The organism is Kibdelosporangium philippinense, from assembly GCF_021390435.2.
GTDB classification, from domain to species: domain Bacteria; phylum Actinomycetota; class Actinomycetes; order Mycobacteriales; family Pseudonocardiaceae; genus Kibdelosporangium; species Kibdelosporangium philippinense.
Map to the genome: position 1 here is coordinate 1,424,403 of NZ_JAJVCN010000004.1, position 17,242 is coordinate 1,441,644.

The 17,242-nt window shown below is 65.1% G+C and carries 18 protein-coding genes; 7 read left to right on the forward strand and 11 right to left on the reverse strand.

All coding sequences use genetic code 11. The features are described from left to right. Nucleotides 1-4: 4 nt before the first annotated feature. Nucleotides 5-700 carry an alpha/beta fold hydrolase gene (locus LWC34_RS49555; RefSeq protein WP_233733042.1) on the reverse strand — a complete coding sequence of 232 codons (696 nt, stop codon included), beginning with the start codon at nucleotides 698-700 and terminating at the stop codon, nucleotides 5-7. 132 nt (nucleotides 701-832) lie between these two features. Between LWC34_RS49555 and LWC34_RS49560 the strand changes: the two genes are divergently transcribed. Beyond that, nucleotides 833-1,609 carry an SDR family oxidoreductase gene (locus LWC34_RS49560; protein WP_233733044.1) on the forward strand — a complete coding sequence of 259 codons (777 nt, stop codon included), beginning with the start codon at nucleotides 833-835 and terminating at the stop codon, nucleotides 1,607-1,609. Between the two features lie 117 nt (nucleotides 1,610-1,726). Here the strand turns inward: LWC34_RS49560 and LWC34_RS49565 are convergent, their stop codons facing one another. The 3 genes from LWC34_RS49565 to LWC34_RS57620 all read right to left on the reverse strand — a co-directional run bounded on the left by LWC34_RS49565 (nucleotide 1,727) and on the right by LWC34_RS57620 (nucleotide 3,664). Continuing rightward, complete coding sequence (locus LWC34_RS49565; protein ID WP_233734158.1) at nucleotides 1,727-2,674, reverse strand: ABC transporter ATP-binding protein; 948 nt, start codon at nucleotides 2,672-2,674, stop codon at nucleotides 1,727-1,729. Further along, nucleotides 2,674-3,474 carry an ABC transporter transmembrane domain-containing protein gene (locus LWC34_RS49570; RefSeq protein WP_233733046.1) on the reverse strand — a complete coding sequence of 267 codons (801 nt, stop codon included), beginning with the start codon at nucleotides 3,472-3,474 and terminating at the stop codon, nucleotides 2,674-2,676. Before LWC34_RS49570 ends, LWC34_RS49565 begins: the two co-directional genes overlap by 1 nt. A gap of 61 nt (nucleotides 3,475-3,535) precedes the next feature. Beyond that, complete coding sequence (locus LWC34_RS57620; RefSeq protein ID WP_284051903.1) at nucleotides 3,536-3,664, reverse strand: hypothetical protein; 129 nt, start codon at nucleotides 3,662-3,664, stop codon at nucleotides 3,536-3,538. Nucleotides 3,665-3,897: 233 nt separating this feature from the next. Here LWC34_RS57620 and LWC34_RS49575 point away from each other — a divergent pair, with 233 nt between their 5' ends. Continuing rightward, complete coding sequence (locus tag LWC34_RS49575; protein WP_233733048.1) at nucleotides 3,898-4,521, forward strand: hypothetical protein; 624 nt, start codon at nucleotides 3,898-3,900, stop codon at nucleotides 4,519-4,521. A 141-nt stretch (nucleotides 4,522-4,662) separates the two neighbouring features. Here the strand turns inward: LWC34_RS49575 and LWC34_RS49580 are convergent, their stop codons facing one another. The 3 genes from LWC34_RS49580 to LWC34_RS49590 all read right to left on the reverse strand — a co-directional run bounded on the left by LWC34_RS49580 (nucleotide 4,663) and on the right by LWC34_RS49590 (nucleotide 6,257). Continuing rightward, nucleotides 4,663-5,403 (reverse strand): polyprenol monophosphomannose synthase, encoded by a 741-nt coding sequence (locus LWC34_RS49580; RefSeq protein ID WP_233733050.1) that lies wholly within the window; start codon nucleotides 5,401-5,403, stop codon nucleotides 4,663-4,665. A 129-nt stretch (nucleotides 5,404-5,532) separates the two neighbouring features. Then, on the reverse strand, nucleotides 5,533-5,763 hold the full coding sequence (locus LWC34_RS49585; protein WP_233733052.1) for a Rossmann-fold NAD(P)-binding domain-containing protein: 231 nt from the start codon (nucleotides 5,761-5,763) through the stop codon (nucleotides 5,533-5,535). Continuing rightward, nucleotides 5,760-6,257: an SDR family oxidoreductase gene (locus LWC34_RS49590; RefSeq protein ID WP_233733054.1), complete on the reverse strand. Its 498-nt coding sequence runs from the start codon at nucleotides 6,255-6,257 to the stop codon at nucleotides 5,760-5,762. Before LWC34_RS49590 ends, LWC34_RS49585 begins: the two co-directional genes overlap by 4 nt. Before the next feature lie 87 nt (nucleotides 6,258-6,344). On the opposite strand from LWC34_RS49590, the gene LWC34_RS49595 reads away from it, so the two are divergent. After that, nucleotides 6,345-6,902 carry a TetR/AcrR family transcriptional regulator gene (locus LWC34_RS49595; protein WP_233733056.1) on the forward strand — a complete coding sequence of 186 codons (558 nt, stop codon included), beginning with the start codon at nucleotides 6,345-6,347 and terminating at the stop codon, nucleotides 6,900-6,902. Here the strand turns inward: LWC34_RS49595 and LWC34_RS49600 are convergent. Beyond that, nucleotides 6,882-9,665: an AfsR/SARP family transcriptional regulator gene (locus LWC34_RS49600; RefSeq protein ID WP_233733057.1), complete on the reverse strand. Its 2,784-nt coding sequence runs from the start codon at nucleotides 9,663-9,665 to the stop codon at nucleotides 6,882-6,884. The two genes, LWC34_RS49595 and LWC34_RS49600, sit on opposite strands and share 21 nt — an antisense overlap. Nucleotides 9,666-9,958: 293 nt before the next feature. Between LWC34_RS49600 and LWC34_RS49605 the strand changes: the two genes are divergently transcribed. From LWC34_RS49605 to LWC34_RS49615, 3 genes are all read left to right on the forward strand, one after another. Next, a complete protein-coding gene (locus LWC34_RS49605; RefSeq protein WP_233733058.1) occupies nucleotides 9,959-11,146 on the forward strand; it encodes a PQQ-dependent sugar dehydrogenase in 1,188 nt (395 codons plus the stop codon). Between the two features lie 175 nt (nucleotides 11,147-11,321). Then, a complete protein-coding gene (locus tag LWC34_RS49610) occupies nucleotides 11,322-11,567 on the forward strand; it encodes a hypothetical protein (protein WP_233733059.1) in 246 nt (81 codons plus the stop codon). Between the two features lie 697 nt (nucleotides 11,568-12,264). Next, complete coding sequence (locus tag LWC34_RS49615) at nucleotides 12,265-13,386, forward strand: IS701 family transposase (protein ID WP_233731022.1); 1,122 nt, start codon at nucleotides 12,265-12,267, stop codon at nucleotides 13,384-13,386. A gap of 376 nt (nucleotides 13,387-13,762) precedes the next feature. Here LWC34_RS49615 and LWC34_RS49620 read toward each other — a convergent pair whose 3' ends face one another. Genes LWC34_RS49620 through LWC34_RS49630 form a run of 3 tightly spaced genes read right to left on the reverse strand, consistent with a single transcriptional unit; the run spans nucleotide 13,763 to nucleotide 15,887 of the window. Further along, nucleotides 13,763-14,581, reverse strand: coding sequence for an LLM class flavin-dependent oxidoreductase (locus LWC34_RS49620; protein WP_233733060.1), 819 nt, complete (start codon nucleotides 14,579-14,581; stop codon nucleotides 13,763-13,765). Beyond that, nucleotides 14,578-15,021 (reverse strand): TIGR03618 family F420-dependent PPOX class oxidoreductase, encoded by a 444-nt coding sequence (locus LWC34_RS49625; RefSeq protein ID WP_233733061.1) that lies wholly within the window; start codon nucleotides 15,019-15,021, stop codon nucleotides 14,578-14,580. Before LWC34_RS49625 ends, LWC34_RS49620 begins: the two co-directional genes overlap by 4 nt. Next, entirely contained in the window at nucleotides 15,018-15,887 is an 870-nt protein-coding gene (locus tag LWC34_RS49630) for a helix-turn-helix domain-containing protein (RefSeq protein WP_233733062.1), read from the reverse strand. Before LWC34_RS49630 ends, LWC34_RS49625 begins: the two co-directional genes overlap by 4 nt. A 160-nt stretch (nucleotides 15,888-16,047) precedes the next feature. Between LWC34_RS49630 and LWC34_RS49635 the strand changes: the two genes are divergently transcribed. Beyond that, entirely contained in the window at nucleotides 16,048-17,232 is a 1,185-nt protein-coding gene (locus LWC34_RS49635; protein WP_233733063.1) for an MFS transporter, read from the forward strand. Nucleotides 17,233-17,242 lie beyond the last annotated feature (10 nt).

Consider the following 17,242-nt stretch of genomic DNA (forward strand, 5'->3'; position numbering starts at 1 on the left):
CCGGTCACCCAAGCAATAGGCCGGTGAGTTCCTCGGGCCGTGACCAGAAGGGCGAGTGTGACGCGTCCAGCTCCACGATCGAGGCGCCGTAGTCCTCTTTGGCTATCCGACGGGTCACTTCACCGTTGACCACATGGTCCTCGGTGCAGACGATGTAGCGGGTCGGAACGCGGGGATAGCTGGTCAACGGGGTTGGCGCGATAAACGGTTCCCGCGCATTGCGGGCAACCAAGCGCTTGATCGCCAGGTCGGCGTCGGATCGCTCGCAGTCCTGGTAGAACAGGGCGTAGGCATCATCGGGATTCCACACGATGCCGCCGAACTCGCTGGTGCCCTGCCGCCCAAGTGCGGTCACGACCTCAGTTGTCAGTGGGCCGGGGGTCTGACGACTGGCTTCGAGGGAACTCATGCCGATGATCGGCAGCAGGGACGTGAGCAGGACCAGTTCGCGGACCGGGGTTCGCTGAACGACCAACGGCGCGATGAGCCCGGAAGCCGAATGGGCGACAAGGACGGTGTCCTCTGGTGCGACGATGGCCTTCTCGACAGCGGCTGTGAGGGCCTCGAAAGTGATGGTGGGATCGTCAAACGCGAGGTCGGGGGTGACAACCCGGTGTCCGAGCGCCGTCAGGCCGGGCGTGACACGTTCCCAGCACCAAGCGCCGTGCCAGGATCCGTGCAACAGTACGAAATCGGTCACCGCAACACTCCAATGAGGACAACTGGACGTCTCAGTGTCGCGCCGCACGCGGCGACGGGTCCACTGTCCGGCGAGCACATGCCACCTGCAAATCGGGTGCTGTCCGCGCCGCGACCCGGCAAGATAAGGATCATGAGTAGGCAGAACGATGCCACGGCGGGACGACCGCTCGCCCTGGTCACAGGGGCGGGACGTTCGGCGGGAATCGCGGCATCCGTGGTCCTCAACCTGGCCAAGGCGGGGTGGGACGTGGCCTTCACGTACTGGACTCCGTACGACGCGCGGATGGAGTGGGGCATCGAGCAGGGGGCACCCGCGCAGCTGCGAACGAAGGTGGTGGCCCTTGGGGCAAGAACCCTCGCGGTCGAAGCGGACCTGAGTGACCCGGCCGCGCCGTCACAGCTCTTCGACAGTGTCGAGGCGGAACTGGGAAACGTCACCGCGCTCGTGCTCTGCCATTGCGAGTCGGTCGACTCCGGTCTGCTGGACACCACGGTGGAGAGCTTCGACCGCCATTTCGCGGTCAACGCGCGGGCGACATGGCTGCTGATCCGGGAGTACGGGTTGCGATTCCGCGGGCAGCACGGAAGCGGCCGGATCATCAGCCTGACCAGCGATCACACTGCCGGGAACCTGCCGTACGGGGCGAGCAAGGGGGCGATGGACCGGATCACGCTGGCTGCGGCCCGTGAGCTGGCCCAACTGGGAGTGGCCTGTAACGCGGTCAATCCCGGGCCGACCGATACCGGGTGGATGACCGACGAGCTGAAGGCCGACATGATCCGCTCGACGCCCCTTGGGCGCCTTGGCGTGCCGCAGGACTGCGCGAATCTGGTCACGTTCCTCTGCTCGCCGGAGGGCGGATGGATCAACGCCCAGCTTCTGCAGAGTGACGGCGGTATCGGGTAAGGCCAGTCGGACATCTCGGTGACGATCACTTGTTTCATCACCCCTCCAGCTTGTCCACAGAGGAGCTTGTCCGGCACTGCATAAGCGCCGGACAAGGCCGTTGGGAAGGAAAGCTTCCTAACGGGCGAGCATGTGCAGTTCGCGATATGGCCCGGAAGCCGCGAGCAACTCGCCCGGCGGCCCGTGTTCCACGACGCGGCCCTGCGACAGCACCAGCACACGGTCGGCGTTGGCCGTCAGCCGAAGGTCATGCGTGATCAGGATTGTGGTACGTCCAGCCGTCAACCGCCGCAATGGGCCAAGCAAGCGATCGAACGTGTGTGAGTCAAGACTTGCCGTCGGCTCGTCAAGCACGAGCACAGGAGTGTTCGCGACCATCGCACGCGCGATGGCGATACGCTGACGTTGACCGCCCGACAAGCCGTGACCGTGTTGTCCGATGACAGTGCGGTATCCGGCAGGCAGTGCGGTGATGAACTCGTGTGCGTCGGCTGCTTTGGCCGCTTCGACGATGTCCTGGTCTGTCGCTGTCTTCGAGCCGTAGCCGATGTTGTCACGGATCGTGCCGTGGAACATCAGCGTCTCCTGCTGAACCAGCGCGATGTTGCTGCGCAAGGATTCCAGCGTCAGATGGCGGATATCGACGCCGTCGAGGGCGATCCTGCCGAAGTCTGGGTCGTAGAAGCGTAGCAGCAGCTTGGCGATGGTCGACTTACCCGCTCCGCTCGCGCCCGTGACAGCCAGGAGTTCGCCCTGTTGAACGTCCACTGTGAACCCTTGAACAGCTGGCCGAGACGCGCCAGGATACGCGAAACCCACCGACTGCAGCCGTACGTGCCCCCACGCCCTCGCTAGCCGGCGGGCGTCAGGAGCGTCGGCCAGGGGTGGCACCGCGTCGAGCAGTTCGATGATCCGTTCCGAACCCGTTGTAGCAGCGGACACCATCACCCTGAGCTGGCCGAGCTCTTGGAGCGGCGCGTAAAGGTAGGTCAGGATCGCGGCGAACGCCAGCACGCCGCCGAGGCTGATGCGCCCACTGGTGATCTCCCACACGCCAAGGCCCATCACAGCAAGGACGCTGACCGTTTGTGCAATGTGGACAACCGGGTGTACAGGCCGCTGAGCTTGGCGATCGACAGATCCGTTGACAGCATCTGGATACCGGCCGCGTACAGGCGCCGTTTCTCGGTCTCCTGGCGGTTGTACGCCTGCACCACCGCGACGTTCGCCAGGCTCTCCTCCAGGATGGCCGTGATGTCGCCGTTCAGCGCACGTTGGTCGCGTGACTTGGTGTTGATGTGCCGGGCGAATCGGCGCGTGATCGTCACGAACACCGGCACGACAACGAAGGCCGCCAGGGAAAGCTCCCAGCTCAGGTAGATCGCGAAGCCACCGAAGAAGATCACCCCGAACACCGCGGTGACCGCCTGTACCAGTCCGGAGCTGACGAACCTCTCCACGGTGTCGATGTCGTCGGTCAGCCGGGCGATCAGGTCTCCTGGCTTGCGGCGTTCGAAGAAGTCCGGCGGTTGCCGGTGCAAGTGGCCGAAAACCTGGGTACGCAGGCGCAACAGGAACCGTTCGCCGGACCTGGTGGTCAGATACGCGCCGAAGAACACGAGCACACTGGACAGTGCTGCGACGCCGAGCCACATCGCGGCCGGAACCCAGAACGCGGCGACGTCACCGGTCCGAAGTGCTTTGTCCACAATGGAGGAGAAGATGGCGACCGCGACCGTGTCGCAGGCGGTCGCGACGATCATCAGAAGCCCACCGAGTGCGAGCCATGTCCGGTTGTTCCGGGTGAGCGGCCAGAACCGGCGGAACACGGCACGGGCGGAGAGAACGGTCTTCGGAGAGTCCACTGTGTACCCCGTTCGCGTGGTGAGGGCCCGCGGCGTGCTGCCGCGGGCCTCTCATCAGCGGTTACTTCCGCGGTCCGACCTCGGTACGCGGCTTGACCTCACCGCGCAGGGTGACCCGGTCGGTGATCCTCGGCACGATGTCGCCGAACGGGGAGGTACGCGGGGTGTCTTCCGGCTTGCGCTTCGCCATTGTTCTGCCCTTCTCTTGGAGTGGCCACCGTCGAGTGACGGTGACAAGCCAAACCGTAGGCAGCACGCTGTTTCAGCGGTGTCTCGCAATGTCCTTATCTGAACCCAACAACCGTGGTACTAGGCCGAAACGGTTGTTATCGTTCGGATCCGGACATTCACCGGTACCCTGATCGCACGTGCGGAGGGGTACCGATGCCGAAAGAACGCACTCGGGATCACAGATCCCGGATAATGTCGGCGGTCGTCGGAGGCGCGTTCACGCTGCTGATCGCCCTTGCCATCGCCCGGCCGGTGTATGTGGAGATCGGGGGAGGGATCGCCTTCCAAGCCGGGACTCTGGAGACGACGAGTGCGCACGCCATCGTGATCACGCATCCCGGCACAACGGGCAGTTATTCAACCGGCCCGAGTACCAAAACCACAGTCACCCTGCCCAACGGCAAGACACACCGCGCGACCATAAAGCAACGCGAGTTGACTCGGTACAACGGCCAGACGGTGACTGCGGGGTTGTTCAGCGGCGAAGTGGTCGCGGTCAACGGGTACGACGTCACGGGCATGTTCTCGTTCGGCTATTTTGTGCTCCTGATGATGTTGACCGGAATGACCGTCTTCAGCGTGACCATGGTCATCAAGCGTCGCTCGCTTGTGCCGGACCACAAGTCTCCGGTGGCGAGCGTCCACGCATGGTCTGCCGCGTGGCTTTCCCTGGTGGTGGCGGGGGTCTTCGACATTCTCGACACACCATGGTGGCCGGTGATCGCCTGGGGCGGCTGCTCGGCGCTGTTCCTGACCGTGTACTCGGTCAAGTACGTCCGCGTGAACCGGCTGTATCGGGCCGATCTCGTCCACTGATCTGGGATTGCTGGAAGAAAACCGCAAGATGCCCGTGGCACAGTTGGTCCCGGACTTGATGAGCCGTGCGCGTAAACCCCCCTACGCGCAGGTGATCGGGGGCGGTGGCCGCAGCGCGGGCCACCGCCCCCGTGACCACCACTACTTCTTGAGGTCCTTGCCGAACAACAGTTTCCACGGCATCGCCGCTGATTCCATCTGCACCTTGAGCGTCATTTTGGACGCGCCTTCGGTGCGTTCCTCGAATGTGATCGGGACCTCGTCGATCCGCAGGCCGAGTTTGACCGTGCGGTGGTTCATCTCGACCTGGAACGCGTATCCGTTGCTCTGGATCGTCGGCAAGTCGATCTTGCGGAGGGTTTCCGCGCGCCATGCTTTGAAGCCCGCGGTCGCGTCTTTCACGCTCAGCCGCAGTATTGTGTTGACGTAGAAATTCGCCCACGCTGACAACGCTTTGCGGTGCCACGCCCATTCGCTGGCGGTGGCTCCGCCCGGCACGTATCGCGAGCCGAGAACGACCGCCGCGTCGGTGGTCATCAGTCGCTCGATCATCACCGGAACCGCGGCGACGGGGTGGGAGAGGTCCGCGTCCATCTGCATGATGATGTCGGCGCCGTCGTCGAGCGCGCGGGCGAATCCGGTGAGGTAGGCGCGGCCGAGGCCGTCTTTCTCCGCCCGGTGGATGACCTGCACGGCACCCGCCGATTCCTCGGCCAGTGTGTCCGCGACCTCGCCGGTGCCGTCCGGCGAGTTGTCGTCGACGACGAGTACGCCAAGCCCTGGAACGCCGAGCCCGAGCAGTTCACCGACCAGCTTGGGCAGGTTTTCCCGTTCGTTGTACGTCGGGACGACGATGATCACCTTGGGGGAGCTTTCTCCCATTTTCGTGCTTTCCTTACGTGCTCCGTGTCAGGCATTGCGCGGCCGCTCCACCGTAGCCGGACCGGGAAAGGCCAGTTCAACCGGGTTGGAATGCATTTCACGAAGCCATTGGAACAATTACCCGTTCGCTCAGACGAGCTGATCGGTCGGGCGTACCAGAATCTCATTGACCGCAACATGATGCGTCTGGCTGACCGCGTAGACAACGGCGGCTGCGATGTCCTCCGCTTGCAGGGTGCGAATCGACTCGGCCAGTTGCCGCGCGGCCTCGCGCATCGCGGGGTCCACCTGGTGGCTGGCGAGCTCGGTCGCGGTGAATCCCGGCTCGATCAGCACGACATGTACCCCGGCGGCGGTCACTTCCTGGCGCAGGGTCTCGGTGAAGCGTTGAGCCCGAACTTCGTTGCCGAATACGCGGCTGCACGCGGCGAAACCACACGGCCGGACGTCGACGAGACCTGCACTACGGTGCCCGCGGAGTTGAGCAGGTGCGGCAGGGTGGCGTGCGTGATGTACATCGCGCCGAGCAGGTTCGTGTTCACCATCCGGCGCCACTGTGACGTGTCGGCGCCGGCGACGGTCCCGTTCGGCATCACCCCGGCACTGTTGACCAGGACATCCAGGCTGCCGAACCGGTCGACCGTGGCGGCGACCGCGTCCTGGCAGGACGTCTCATCCGTGACATCGAGGTCCAGCTCGAGGATCTCGCCTGGAGCCTCCTTGGCGAGCTGAGTGAGCCGGTCGGCCCGGCGTGCGCCGACCGCGACATTCGCCCCGGCCTGGGACAGGGCTAGCGCGGTCGCCGCGCCGATGCCCGAGGAAGCGCCGCTGACCAGGACGTTCTTTCCGCGCATGAGAGGTGCCTTTCTTCGGTAACCGGACCGTTCGGTCACTTTGGCAGCTAAACGGACCGGCCGGTCAGGTTGAGCTAGACTGGCCGCGTGAGAGCTGATGCCGTCCGGAGTCGCGAGCAGCTGCTGAAAGCCGCCGCGGAGGTGTTCGCCGAGCAGGGCACGGAGACTTCGATCGCGGAGATCGCACAGCGTGCGGGCGTCGGCAAGGGCACGGTTTTCCGGCACTTCGCCTCGAAGGACGAGCTGGTCGCCGCGATCGTGTGTGGCATCATCGATGATCTTGTGGTCACGGTCGAAGGTCTGGCCGAGTCGGATCCGATGACCGGTTTGTCCGGCTACATGACGGCGATGATCGACCTGCAGGCCCGTAACCGGGCATTTTGTGAAGTGGCGTACGAAGGCTCAGCGCTGGATCATCCCAGCGCCGAAGCCAGCCGGGCACGACTGCTCGCCGCCGTCGACGTCATCGCCGACCGGGCGCGCGCGGCAGGCGTGATCAAGCCAGGGATCACCGGCGAGGACCTGATGGCACTGCTCAGCGGGATCCACCATGCCGCAGCGCCACGGATGGCCGCCGAACCAGAGCTGAACAGGCGCTATCTGGCCGTGGTTCTCGACGGCCTGTCAAACCGGCTCGGGAGTTGATGCGAGCTCGTCCAGTTGCTGTTGTACGCGGCCAGTCTCGGCATCTCGGCCTTGTTGCCGGTACAGGTCCATCGCTTCACGCCACACCGCACGGGTTTGGTCGTGCTGCCCGAGTGCCAAGTGGACTTGGCCGAGCTGATCCAACGCGTCGGCCTGGTTGTACGTATGCCCGAGCGAGCGGTACAGCGACAGGGCTTGTTGGTAGTAGTCCAGCGCCAGGTCCTGCTGATCGGTGCGGTGGGCCACGTAGCCAAGGCTTTCCAGGGTCGCCGCCTGTCCCTGCGGGTTGTGGTGAACCCGGTGCAGCGCAAGCGAAGCCTCGCAATGCGTACGCGCCTGCTCGTAGTGGCCCAGTCTGGCATGCAACCAGCCCACGGCGTTGAGCATCACGGCCTTGCCCGCGGGATGATCGATGGCCTCGGAAAGCCGCAGCGCGCTCGTGCCGTGCTCCAGCGCCTGCTGGATGTCTCCTTGCTGTGCCCAAGCTCCGGTCAGCGCGCCATGGGTTTGGATCTCGGTAAGGAGATCACCGGTGTCTTCGGCCAGCCGGAGCGCTTGGTTCATGTGGTCCAACGCTTCGGTGTGCCTGCCCGCACGGGTGCAGACGCGGCCAAGGCTCCTGTGCGCGCGGAGAATGGCGGCAGGATCGCCTTTGTTCTCCGCGGCTGCCAGTCCGGTCCGCCACGCGGCCAGCCGATCGTGCAGATATCCCTGCCGCACATGGAAAGTGTCGAGCGCCCAGGCAATCTGCCAGACCGCGTCGTACCACTTCCGCTCCCCAGCTAACCGTTGGGCCGCCATCAAACACGGATGTTCTTTGCTGAACCACGTCAGCGCTGCCGCTTGATCGTTGAGCGGGTGCGGGTGGCTGCCTGTGACCGGCGGGTCGAGCTCGATCGCCGGTCGGTGCGGGTGGATAAGCCGTTCCCCGGCACGCGCGGTGTGCAGATAGAAATCGACGACCCGCCGCAAGGCGCTTTCTTGCGCGTCGCTCGTGAGATTGCGGACGGTGTCGGCCGCATACGCGCGGATCAGGTCGTGCATCCGCCAGCGGGCATTCATGTCTTGCTCGATCAGTGAGGCGTCCGCCAACGCGCGCAGCACGCGATTGGCTTGCGGCAGCGGAAGATCGGTGAGGCTGGCGACGGCAGGCAGGTCGATGTCCGGTCCGGGGGCGATGGCCAGCAGGCCGAACACCCTGGCCTGTTCGACCGTCAGGTTGGCGTACGACCAGGACAGCACCGTGGGCAGGCTCGCGGCCATGTCGGTCTCGTCGAGCGCGCTCAACCCGGCGTCACGCAGTTCCGCGGCCAAGGCCGCAAGGGGGACGAGGGGCTGGATGTGAGCCCGACCGGCAATGATGTTCAATGCCAACGGGAATCCGCCGCAGTAGGTGAGAAGTTCTTGCGCGGCCTCGGGTTCGGCGGCGATCCGGTCGCTGCCGAGCCGTGCCGTCAGCAGAGCAGTGGCTTCCGGCCCGCTGAGCACATCGAGCGGCAGGTGGTGTGCGCTGTGCCGGGCGACCAACCCCGTCAAGTGCCGGCGGCTGGTGACCACGACTGTGCACGTCGGCGCGCCAGGCAAGAGCGTGGTGAGTTGATCCGTGTCGACGGCGTTGTCCAGCACGATGAGCATGCGTTTGCCCGCGACCGCGCTGCGATAACGGGCGGCCTGAGCGTGCGGGTCCATCGGGATCTGGTCGGGCGCCACCCCAAGGGCGTCGAGGAACCCGCGTATCGCCGCCTCGGGCGACAACGGCTCTCCCTCGGGACAGAAACCATGCAGGTCAACGAACAACTGGCCATCAGGGAACCGGTCAAGGTTCTGATGGGCCCAGTGCAGCGCCAGCCAAGTCTTGCCAATCCCACCGGCGCCAGCGATCGCCGAGATCACGACGGTCGTACCCGGTTCGGCCGCGGAATCCATGACGTTGGTCAATGCGGCCAGTTCGCTGGCCCGTCCAACGAACATCCGAGGTGGGGCCGGGAGGTGACGCGGCACTGGCGCCACTGTTCTCGCCGGAACCGTCAGTTGCCCGTCGGCGGTGAGTATTTGCTGGTAGAGCTGTTGCAGTCGCGGGCTTGGGTCGGCGCCGAGCTCCTCACTCAGCTTCACGCGGATCTGCTGATAGCGCTCCATCGCGTCGGCTTGGCGTCCGCTGCGGTACAACGCGAGCAGCAACTGACCCGCGACGCGTTCGTCCAACGGATGGTGCTCGGCCCGCGCGTACAGCTGGGGGAGTAGTTCCTGGTGCCGACCACACCGCAACGCGACGTCCGCGTGGTCGAGTTCAGCGGCTAGCCGCTCCGCCGCCAGCGCCGTACGCAGCTCGGTCACCCAAGGGCCGTCCAACTCGGCCAGCGGCTCGCCGCGCCACAACCGCAAAGCTTCTTCGAGCGACGTCAGCGCGCGTTCGTCGTCCGCCGGTTGCGGCTGCGCGCGCAGGTGTCGGAACAGGTGCAGGTCCACGGCGTGTGTGTTTTCGATGGTGAGCGAGTAGCCACCGGAACGTCGGCTCAGCTGCACCTCTGTCGCGCCAGCCAGCGCCGCACGCAGCCGTGAGAGGTACGTGTAGAGCGTTTCCCGCGCCCGAAGTGGCGGATCTTCACCCCACAGCCGGTCGACCAACTGGTCGGTTCGCACGGTTTGGTTGGTTTCCACCAGTAGCGCGGCCAGTACCGCGCGCTGCCGCGGGTGCCCGAGATCGACCGGTACGCCGTCGATATCGGCTTCGATGCTGCCCAGGAGTCTGAATCTGACCATCGACACCGTCCCATTCCCCTTCGCTGCGGCCTCCCTGCGTTCCGAGTCACCACAACGACATGCGGGTTCCAGGTTGTTCGCAACTTTATCCCAAGCCGGGGCCCGCAGGGCGGCCCTCGCCGCCCAGTTGGGGCGCTGTGCGGTAGAAGGAAGCACTCCGTGGACTGATAGGCCAAGTGGCCCAACGGCCGCTGTCGTCGCGCTAAGTGACAGTGGTCGACAAGTACCGGATCCCACTACGCTCCTGGTTGAATTGGACCAGACCATTCAACGATGATTGGAGCTGAGCTGACATGTCGCGACCTCCCCTGCGGCGCGCATTGTCTTGTGTCCTCTCCGCTGTCGCCATTGGAACCCTGTGGCCCGCGGTGCCCGCTTCAAGCACCGAACAGCGCGGCGTCCCGCTTTCCCAACTGCGGGTCGTCAACACCGAGATCGCAGCTGGTCTAGACCGGCCGACCGCGATCGCCGCGCTGCCGGACGGCGGGCTGCTGATCAACGAGAAGCGCGGCACGATCCGCGCGTACAACCCCCGCACCGGCCTCGCCACGCGACCAGTGCTGGACATCCGCGACCGGGTGAGCGAGACGGAGAACGAGCGTGGCTTGCTCGGCCTCGCGATCCCAGCCGACCATGCCCGCAGCAAGGTGATCTACGTTGCCTACACGCGGAAATCCGACGAAGCCGTGACGCTGTCAAGGTTCCGGCTCGACACGCGCAGAGAAGAAGTGCTGCTGGCGCAGGACCATTCCGAGTTCGGCAACCACAACGGCGGCAACATCGCGTTCGGGTCGGACGGTTTCCTGTACTTCGGGATCGGTGACGGCGGCAGCGGTGGCGATCCACTGGGGACTGGGCAGAACCTGAACACGTTGCTAGGCAAGATCTTGCGGCTCGACGTCAGCCGTACGTGCGGTGCGCTCAAGTACTGCGTGCCTCGGGACAACCCGTTTGTCGGCGTTCCTGGGACGAAGGCGGAGATCTGGTCGTGGGGTCTGCGTAACCCGTGGCGGTTCTCGTTCGACCGCGCCAACGGTTCACTGTGGATCGGTGACGTCGGCCAGGGCCGGTTCGAGGAAGTCGACCACATCGGTGCGCGGCAAGGCGGAGTGAACTTCGGTTGGTCCTGTATGGAGGGTCCGAACGTGTTCGACCAGACGCGGTGCGACCCGAATGCGAAGTACACGGCGCCGGTGTTCCACTACCTGTCCGGCACCGAAGGCTGCGCGGTGATCGGCGGTCACGTGTACCGCGGTAGCCGGTTCGCAGGCCTGGCCGGTGGCACGTACGTCGCGACTGACTACTGCTCGGGGACGGCGTTCGGGATCCGCGCGAACGCGGACGGAACCCACACCAGTGCCACGATCGGGACGTTCCCGACCGACGTCTCGGCGCTGGGTGTCGACGTGAACGGCGAGCTCTTCATGGTCGACGACATTCCCGGTAGGCTGCACAAGCTGACATTCGAACGCGTCCGATAAGCACAGTCCGGCCCACTCGGCTTTGCTGAGTGGGCCGGACTGATACTTTCGACTGTGCCCGGCGCCGCGGATTTATACTTTGGTCTATGTTCCGCTGTTCCTGATTGAGCCCCAATCACCGCTTCCGTTAGCGTTCGAATCCGCGAAACGCCTGAGGTGAGAGGGGAACCGGGACATGGCTTCGAACAGCGACAAGGGCTGGTACGACTTCGGCATGCTGCTGTGCGTGGTCGTCGGGGTGTGGCTTGGGGTGATTCCGTTGGGGCAGCGGCTTTTCGGGGCCCGTCAGGGCGGAATGTTCGATGTCATCCTCGGCGATCTCGGGTTGACGGATCCGTGGACCTACGTGGTGCCCGGCGGCTTTATTGTCTTATTCTTCCTTGTCATCATCGCGCTCGATGCCGCGAAGAAACGTTCGTGAGTGGGGTGTTGAGCCACTCACGACGCGCCTTGTGGCAAGGGGTCTGTTCGGGCGGTAGCCCGTTGTGAGGGGAACATTCGGGGCGTTGAACGCCGCCAAGGTAAGAAGACCTTCACGGCACTACGACCTGTGATGGGTGGGGCTGGTGTGACACGTGTGACTGACGAGGTAAGTTTCTGTCCTTAATGGACCTTGAGATGCTTGAAACCGGCCAGCCCGGCGACTCGGTCAAGTTCCTGGCATTGGCATCCGACGCGTCAAGGGAGGCCTTCGCGCGTTCAACGCCAATGCCAGGAACTTAGGGTTCGGGGTTCGGTCGGATGCCTGGGGCGTGCGCGAGCCGTTGACCTGCGAAGATTTGTGGCTGGCACGGCTGGGTTGCTGCTGAGACCGGGGTGCCGCGGCGAGGGCGCCGGGCATGTGCGTCACCTTGAGGGGTATGAGGGCCGAGTTCGCTGCGTTGAGCGCAGTCAAGGTGGCCTTCACGGCATCAGGTTCCGTCGCAGGTGGGGCTGATGTTACACGTGTGACTAATACGACAGCCGCACAGTGTGATCTTGGTGTGGGGTCGTGATCATGGGTGCGGCCACCGCGTGATCAACTTCGAGGTGTGATTGGACTCGAGGAAGACGCGGTGGCCGCGTCGGAGACTGTAGTAGACGAGGGTTTCGCCCGCTGGCGGGCCGGGTTTGATGACATGTTCGCGCTGGTAGCTGGCCGGTTCGCGCAGGCCGATTCGCGTGCCCGTGCTCAGAAGTACCTACTCGGGCTGCTGTCTGGTGTGGAGCGCAAGAACTCCTGGTCGTTGGCGGAGCTCGCCGGGGAGAGCAGCCCGGACGGCATGCAGCGGCTGCTGAACTTCTACCGCTGGGACGCCGAGGCGGTGCGCGACGATGTGCGTGGCTACGTGCTGGCGCATCTGGATGACCCGAGTGGGGTGTTCGTCGGCGACGAGACCGGATTCATCAAGAAGGGCACCAAATCCGCGGGTGTGCAACGCCAGTACACCGGCACCTCGGGCAAGATCGACAACTGTCAGGTCGGCGTGTTTCTGACCTATGTCTCCCGGCATGGCCGGGCGTTGATCGACCGGGAGCTCTACCTGCCGCAGAAGTCCTGGTGTGCCGACCGGGATCGCTGTCGCGAGGCCGGGATCGGCGACGAGGTCGAGTTCGCGACCAAACCCGAGCTGGCCCGCCGGATGCTCGCCCGGCTGCTGGAGGCCGGGGTCACGGTGGGCTGGTTCACCGCGGACGAGCTCTACGGCGACAACCCGGCCCTGCGCGACTGGCTGGCCGAGCAGGCGGTGAACTACGTGCTGGCGGTGTCCTGCGATTACCAGGTGACCACGCCGACCGGGCCGGCGCGCGCGGACGTGCTGGCCGGCCGGGCACCGGCGCGGGGCTGGCAGCGGCTCTCGGCCGGGCGGGGCAGCAAGGGCCACCGCTTGTATGACTGGCTGCTGATCGATCCCGGTCCCGGCGAGCGGCATCAGCTGCTGGTGCGTCGCTCGATCAGCGATCCGACCGATCTGGCCTACTACGTCTGCCACACCGCCGGTCCGGTGCCACTCGCGGAACTGGTGCGCGTGGCCGGATCCCGTTGGGCGGTGAAGGAAACCTTCCAGTTCGCCAAGAACGAGACCGGGCTGGACCATTATCAAGTCCGCAAGTACATCGCGTGGTACCGGCACATCACCCTGGCCATGCTCGCCGCGGCGTTCCTGGCCGTGACCGCCCATACTGAACGCATCCGCACCCCACCACCGCCCCATCCGGCGCCGGAAAAGGGAGCGCCAGAACCGATCCTGACCGGCTGATCCCGTTATCCTGCAACGAAATACGACGACTCTGGGCCACCCTCACCCGTCCAATACACCCCCGAGCACACATCCAGCACTGGTCTACCTGGCGCCGACGCCACCAGACCCGCGCCCGTCACAGCCACTACCAGCGACAACACCGCACATATCAACAGACATAACACTGTGCTGCTGCCGTACTAACGAGGCGAATTTCCGTCCTTAATAGACCTTGAGATGCTCGAAAGCGCCAGGCCACGGACTTGGTTAAGTTCCTGGCATTGGCGTTCAACGCCGCGAGGGTGGCCTTCAAGGCATCCCAGCCTGTCGAAGGTGGGGCAGCCCGCAGGCACAGGGTCTGCCGCTTCCGTCCCTGTGAGGCCGCGGCGACAGGTCATTTCCGGTATTCCGCCAGCGCGGGCCCGGCGTCGACGATCTTCATGGACAGTTCGAGCGGGTCGAAGTGGATCAGCGACTCCATCCACCAGGTCATCCCGGCCTGACGCAGCCCGGTCACATCGACATCGATCGGTTCTTCCCAAGCGAGACTGGCGTTTCCAGCCACAGCCACATCGATCTTGCGGCCAACCGAAGCGAGGATGCCCGAGAGCTCCTCTGGCGTGAGCCGATGGTCCGTGGGGTTCGGGAAGATCCCGTCGCACGAGGCAGCGCGACGCAGGACGTGCGGCTTGGTCGTCGAACACCCTACCCAGACCGGGATGCGGTGCGGCTCAGGCACTGTTTGCTCAAGCCGGACTTGGTAGTACGGACCGTTGTGGTCATAGGCTTCGCCCGACCACACGGCTCGTACGACGTCCAGACCTTCGTCATACATTGCCGATCGGATCCGCGGATCCGAAGGTTCGCCGAATCGGCTGAAGTCCCCAGACTCGTCCGAACCGAGCCCGGTGCCCAGTACGAACCGGCCACCTGACAACCGGCTCAGCGTCCCCGCGTGCCGTGCGACGATCCACGGACGACGCCGGGGCAGCGGCGTGACCATTGTGCCGAGCTGAATTCGTTGTGTCGCTTGGGCAATCGCGCCCAATGTCGTCCACGGATCGACGATCGGCATGGCATCGGTCACCACGTGATCCCACAGGAAAACCCCGTCCCACCCGGCTTTTTCGGCTCGTACGGCCAGATCGACCAGGACCGAGGGATCGCCGAAAGGCCCGAACGGCGGCAGATACACGCCGTAACGCAGGCTCACGTCACCGGGTAGACGCGGCGGGGAACGACAAGTCCGGCGGCTCGTCGTTCCTCCTTCATCACTCGGTCGTAGGTGTCGAAGTCGTCATGCGTGCCGCCCGCGGCCTTGAAAATGTCCCGCAGCAGCAACCTCAACGCCTCACTGTCCACATCGGGGTGTGGGTCGTCCGGGCCGATGATCTGAACGTCGCCTTCGACCGTGGCCCACCGCCAGCCCGCGCGGACCACGATCGTGGCCCGTGGATCGGCGCGGAGGTTGACCATCTTGCGGGTCGAGCCGACGGCGACGAATCCGACGACGTCCTGCCCGGTCAGTGGGTGCTTCAACACCCCGGCGTTGACCACGGACGACTGGATGCTGCCGTCGGCCCGCAGGGTCGACAGCACGCACAGGCCGTCGTCGAACGGAACAAGCTTGGCGAATGCTGAGAGATCAGTCACGACTGGAACCCTAGGGGTACATCGGCTGTGTCGGCGCCCCAACTGGCCAACAGGCGCAATGCTTCCTGCGAGGCCGAGCCTGGTTCGGGGTGGTAGATCGACAGCGCCTGGTCCTGATCGCCCGGAAGGGTGAACGTCTCGTAGCGAACGGTCAACTCGCCGACAAGGGGGTGCTGCAGGCGCACGCTGTCGTGGGTTTTCCGTTTCACGTCATGGGTCGCCCACTTGGTGCGGAAGTCGTCGCTCTTCACCGACAGCTCCCCGATCAGCTCGGCGAGCAGCACGTCGTTCGGGTGCTGGCCCGCGTCGAGCCGCAGCTGCCCGACCACGTCCGAGGCCTTGGCCTGCCAGTCGGCGAACAGGTGCTGGGAGTCCGGATTGAGGAACACGATCCGCGCCCAGTTCCGGTCCCGCGGCTCAAGCGCGCCCCAGTCGCCGAAAAGGGCGGCTGCTGTGCGGTTCCACGCCAGGATGTCGGTACGGCGACCCCATACGTACGCGGGCACGCTGTCGATCGCGTCGAGCATCTGCAGCAGGACGGGCCGCACGCGCTGCCGCTGGGGTGGCGCGGACCGCCGACGCTGGGTGGGTTGGGTGAGGTCCATCAGGTGCGCGTGCTCGGTGTCATTGAGTTTGAGCGCGGTCGCGATGGCGTCCAGCACTTCGCGTGAGACATTGCGGCCGTTGCCCTGCTCCAGACGCGTGTAATACGCCACGGAGACCCCGGCGAGCTGCGCCAGCTCTTCCCGCCGCAGCCCTGGCACCCGGCGCCGCCGCCCGTACTCCGGCAGCCCCACGTCGGCCGGTGTCAGCCGGGCTCGGCGGCTGCGCAGGAACTCGCTCAGCTCAGCACGTGGATCAGTCACAGCTTGAGTATCACCCGGATAACCGCTGCTCGCGGGTTGTAAGCCTATCCCTGCCAGTAGTAGGTACACCGGTCGTACGTGAAGCGGAGATCTGGGTAACCCAACCGGCCCGGCGCAACCTCAGATCAAGTATCCGCACGAAGCGTCTGGAACGAAGGAAATGATCACTAAGGAAACGACCACTGTCACGGTGGACCGTCTTCCCGGAAAGGCCCTTTTCGGCCTCTTCCTCGCCGGGTTCATCAGCATCCTGACCGAGTGCCTGCCTGCCGGCCTGCTGCCGGAAATCAGCCAGACGCTGGGCACGAGTGTCGCGGCCACCGGCCAGATCGTCACGGTATACGCGCTGGCCACAGCGTTGGCGGCGATCCCGCTGTCCCGGCTGACCTCGATGTGGCCGCGTAAGTACGTCCTGCAGCTGGCGCTGGGCACGGTCCTGGTCGCCAACGCGCTCACCGCGTTGTCCACCGACTACACCTTGACCATGGTCCTGCGGTTCATCGCAGGCCTTGCGACCGGCCTGATCTGGCCGAACCTCGGTGGTTACGCGGCTCGGCTCGCTCCGCAGCGGCGCCAGGGCCGAGCGATCGCCATCGCGCTGGCCGGAACTCCGGTGGGGCTGGCCCTCGGCGTCCCGCTGGGCACGTGGCTCGGCTCGATCGGTGGTTGGGAGCTCGCGTTCTACGCCTCCAGTGCGCTGATCGCGTTGAACATGCTGTGGGTCCTGGTGACGCTGCCGAACCTGCCCGGCCAGTCCGTGGCCGAAGACGAGCACCAGCTGCTGCGCGTACTGCTGATCCCCGGGCTGCGCACAATCCTGTTCGCGCTCACGGCTTACATGGTCGCGCACAACATCCTCTACACGTACATCACCGATTTCCTCCGGTACGTCGGCATGAGCAGCCAGATCGGATGGGTGCTGTTCGCGTTCGGTGTCACGTCCGTGCTCAGTGTTCTGCTTGTGGGCACACACATCGATCACCATCTGCGCAAGCTCATCGTTGGCAGCACAGTGATGTTCGCGGTCAGTGTGCTCGTTCTGGCGGTGTTGTCCGGTCTGCCTGTGCTTGTCTACGTCGCTGTCGCGGCGTGGGGTTTCGCGTTCGGCAGCTCGCCCAGCCTGTTCATCGCCGGCGCGATCAACGCGACCGGACCGGCCGCGCACGTGGCGCAGTCGATCACCATCACGTTCTTCTCCGGGTCCATCGCGATCGGCGGCTTCATCGGAGGCGTGCTGGTCGACCTGGACACCGAGTTGATCACGTGCGCCGCGCTCGTCCTGCTGATCGCCGCGATGGTGGCCGTGATCGGCGGGAAGAAGCACGCTTTCCCGCGTAACGCCTGACAATTGAGTC